Genomic DNA, 4,122 nt, shown 5'->3' with positions numbered 1-4,122 from the left:
CGCCACGATGGCTGGAAAGACGGCACCGAGCGATGGACCGGCAAGAACCTGGTCGGCCGCGGTGGGTGGCAGGAATACAAGTCCGTCTTCGCGACCAGCGACGGCATCCTCTACGCCATCGGCTGGGACGGAAACCTGCACTGGTACCGCGACGCCGGTTGGGAGGACGGCACCGAGCGCTGGGAGAGCAAGGTCGTCGGCCGGGGTGGATGGGCCGACTACCGGACCGTCTTCGCCACCAGCGACGGCATCCTCTACGCCGTCGGCTGGGATGGCAACCTCTATTGGTATCACCACGCCGGCTGGCAGGACGGCACCGAGCGGTGGAGCGAACGAAAGCTCGTCGGCCGCGGCGGCTGGGGCATGTACGTCAGCGTGTGCGCCACCAGCGAAGGCGTGCTCTACGGCATCACGCCCGACGGCGACCTCTACTGGTACCGCCACGAAGGCTGGCAGGACGGCAGCGAGCGCTGGATCGGCAAGAACCTCGTCGGGCGCGGCGGCTGGCGCAAGTACGCCAGCGTGTTCGCCACCAGCGACGGCACGCTGTACGGCATCACGCGCGACGGCAACCTCTACTGGTACCAGCACAAGGGCTGGGAGGACGGCACCGAAGACTGGCGCGGCGCGAACCTCGTGGGCCGCGGCGGCTGGAGCGGGTACACCAACGTCTTCATGACGAGCGACGGCATCCTGTTCGGGGTGCAGAACAACGTGCCGTCGCGCATCAAGCACATCGTCTACCTGATGCTGGAGAACCGCTCGCTCGACAACGTGCTGGGCTGGCTCTATCCGGACGGCCAGCGCCCGGACCGCGTCATCGCGCCGCTCGGCAACAACCAGCCCGACTACAACGGCCTGCGCCCGGAGACCTACTACAACCTGGGCGCCAACGGGGTCAGGCACTGGGTCCGCAAGGGCACCCGCAACAGCTGGGTGCCCGAGTGCGATCCCAATGAAGACTACGTGCACGTCAACAACCAGCTCTTCTCGAGCCCCTCGAACCCGGCCCCGAACCAGGTGGCCGGCATGGGCGGCTTCTACCAGGACTTCGCCGGCGACAGCTGGCGCTACGGGCTCGACGAGGTCATGCAGACCTACACGCCCGCCGAGTTGCCGGTGCTGAACGGCGCCGCGCGCCACTATGCGGTGTCCGATGCGTACTTCTCGTCGGTGCCCACGCAAACCAATTGCAACCGCGCCTTCGCCGCCACCGGCAATTCGCTGGCGCCCGACCCGGACACCGGCGCGCTGCAGGCCTGGGTGAACAACAACATGTGGTCCATCGGCAAGAACTGGCTCTACTTCAACCAGCGCACGATGTTCAACGTGATGGCCGACGCCGGACTGCAGTCACCCGATGACTGGATGGTCTTCGCCAGTGAATCCTGGTGGTTCGCGGGCGGCAAGTGCTTCACCCGCGACATCCTGACCCAGCTGAGCGACTCGAAGTACGACCCTCATTTCGACACCATCGACACCTTCTACCGTCTTGCGAGAACGAACGCCCTGCCCTCCATGTGCTTCCTGGAACCCAAGTGGGGCTATGGCTACACGCGCGACGGCATGGGGCCGCAAGGCAACGACTACCACCCGCCGCGCAACGTCGCACCCGGCGAGCAATTCGTCAGCGACATCCTGGATGCGCTGAGGTCCAGCCCCGGTTGGAACGACACGCTGCTTATCATCAACTTCGACGAGCACGGCGGCACCTACGACCACGTCGCACCGCCCTGGCATGCCGCCGTGCCGTGGGGCGAGGGCTCGGCCACACCCGCCCCCACGAACTGYGAGCATGGTTTCGGCTTCGACCGCTACGGCGTGCGCGTTCCGCTGATCCTGGTGTCGCCCTACATCGAGGCCAACACCGTCTTCCGGGCCGGGCCCGCGACACCGTTCGACCACGCCTCGGTCATCGCCACCATCCTGACGATGATGGGCATCCCGCGCAGCGACTGGCGGCTCGGCAACCGCGTGCAGAACGCGCCGACCTTCGAGTCGGTGCTGACGCGCAGCACGCCGCGCACCGACAGGCCGGAGATCAAGCCCAGCGCCGCCGCGCTGGCCGCCATCGCCGAGGAGCCGGCGATGGATCCGCCGCCCTCCGGGCTGCAACGTGAGATCGCGTCGCGCATGGTCCGTGAGTTCCTCTCCCGGCAGCCGCTCGCGGCGAACGCAAGCGCCGCCGCCGGCGAGGATGTCTACAAGGCGCTGGACGAGGTGAGGACGCTGTCCGGGCTGGGTGCCCTGGTGACGCGCATCGTGGGGGAACCGCCACGGTGACGCCGAGCTCGCGGGCTCAGCCCCCGCCGAACACGTGCTCGAACTCCACCCAGCCCTGCCGCCCGTGCGCGCTGTAGAAGCCCACCGGGTAGAACGGCCAGCCGCCGGTGTCGTCGCGCACCGTCTTGTTGGCGACGTTGTTGACGATCAGCGTCAGCCGCGTGTTCTTCGCGAACTGGTAGCTGCCGCTCAGGTTGTGCAGCCATTGCGGCGGAACGAACCCCTCGTCGCCATCGGCAATGCGGCCGTAGCGGCTTGATGTGAGCGTGGCGCCCCAGTCGCCGAACGTGCCGTCCAGCGTCGCGACCAGCTTGGTCGGAAAGCCCGCGAAATCGCGCGTGCCGATCTGGTTGGTCGCGGCGTCGCCGGCGAACTGCTGGTACGTGAAGCTCTGCACCCGCGTGTACTTCGCGCCGGCCACCCAGCGACCCCAGCCCTCGGTGGCCCAGCGCCAGCGCACGCCGAGGTCGAAGCCGCGCGTGCTCTCCTGCGCGGCGTTGATCGGGTTGACCGCGATCTCGTAGACCTCGCCCGGCCGCACCACCGCATTCGCCGGGTTGCGGCGCACGCGCGAGAACGTGTCGAGGCAGCTCGGGCTGGCCGGGTCGCGCGCGCCGCTGCGGCAATCGGCCTCGTCGCGCAACAGCTTGTCGGCGTCGAGCGTCGTGACCAGGTTGTCGATCCGGATCTTCCAGAAGTCGATCGAGGCCTCGAACTGCGCGCTCGGCGACCAGAACGCGCCCAGCCCCCAGCTGCGGCCGTTCTCGGATTTCAGGTCGGCGCTGCCGTTGCTGACGTAGTTGAAGCCGGGCGACAGGTTCGCGAACTCGCAGGTCGCCACCGGCTGGCCGGCCTGCGCGCAGCGCAGGTAGTCGGTCGACGACGCGTAGTAGCCGCGGCTTTCGGCGGTGTAGATGTAGCTCATGTCCGGCGCACGAAAGCTGGTCGCGTGGTTCGCGCGCAGCAGCAGCTCGCGGCTCGGCCTGAACTCCAGCCCGGCCTGCCAGGTCAGCTTGTCGTCATGCCGGCCGGCGAACGCGTAGTCGTCGTAGCGGCCGGCGAGCGTGGCCGTCACCTCGCGCGACAGTGGCGCGTTCAGCTCGGCGCCCAGCGCCTGGCGCTGCCGCGTGCCCTTCACCTCGGCCACCTCCTTGGTGTTGTAGAACACGCCCTGCCCCAGCCGCGGGTCCGAGCGGTTGCTGAAGCCCTGCGAGCCGATCTCGGCCACCGCGGCCAGTTGCAGCGGGCCTGCCGGCAGCTGCAGCAGCTCGCCGTGCACGCTGGCACCCAGGCTGTGGTTCCACGAGCGGTTGTCGCCGTTGCTGGTACCGCTGATCGAGCCGAACTCGGCCGCCGTCAACGGGGTGTACAGCCGCGCCGGATCGGGGGCGTAGATCGGGATGCCATCGGCATCGGTGCCCTGCTGCGGGCCGAGGAAGAAGCTGTCGACCGTGGCCAGCAGCCGCGGCGTGACGGTCTTGTTGCGGTAGCCCGAGGCGCTGTAGGCCACCTCGTAGTTCCAACCGTCGACCAGCTCGCCGCGCGCGCCGAGCGCGAGGTTGCCGGTGGTGTCGCGCCACTCGCGGTTGAAGCGCGTCACGCCGCCCAGTTCCTCGGGGGCGAGGCGGCGCGTCCAGGTCTCCAGGTCGCCGGTGTTGGCGTTGCGGAAGTAGCTGCTGCTCGCCCCGAGCGAGGTCCAGTTCGGCCCGCGGGTGTTGTTCTCGGTCTTCGCGACGCCGAGCAGCGCCTCGGCGAACAGCATGGTCTTCGCGCTCAGAGCGATGTCGAACAGGCCGCCGAGGTTGGCGGTCTGGTTGCCGGTCTGCGTGGTCCAGTAGG

Annotated in this window: 2 protein-coding genes; one reads left to right on the top strand and one right to left on the bottom strand. The window is 68.6% G+C overall.

All coding sequences use genetic code 11. The features are described 5' to 3' along the window. Window positions 1–2,283, top strand: a 2,283-nt coding sequence (locus AC1D12_RS26700) for an alkaline phosphatase family protein (RefSeq protein WP_477844021.1), incomplete at its 5' end; no start/stop codon positions are given. A gap of 16 nt (window positions 2,284–2,299) precedes the next feature. Here AC1D12_RS26700 and AC1D12_RS26695 read toward each other — a convergent pair. Beyond that, a partial coding sequence (locus AC1D12_RS26695; protein ID WP_477844019.1) for a TonB-dependent receptor domain-containing protein occupies window positions 2,300–4,122 on the bottom strand: 1,823 nt, incomplete at its 5' end.

It is taken from the genome of Rhizobacter sp. P1_G5 (assembly GCF_056405435.1).
The sequence above is the reverse complement of the archived record's forward strand: the minus strand, read 5'-3'. Positions and strand labels throughout refer to the sequence as shown.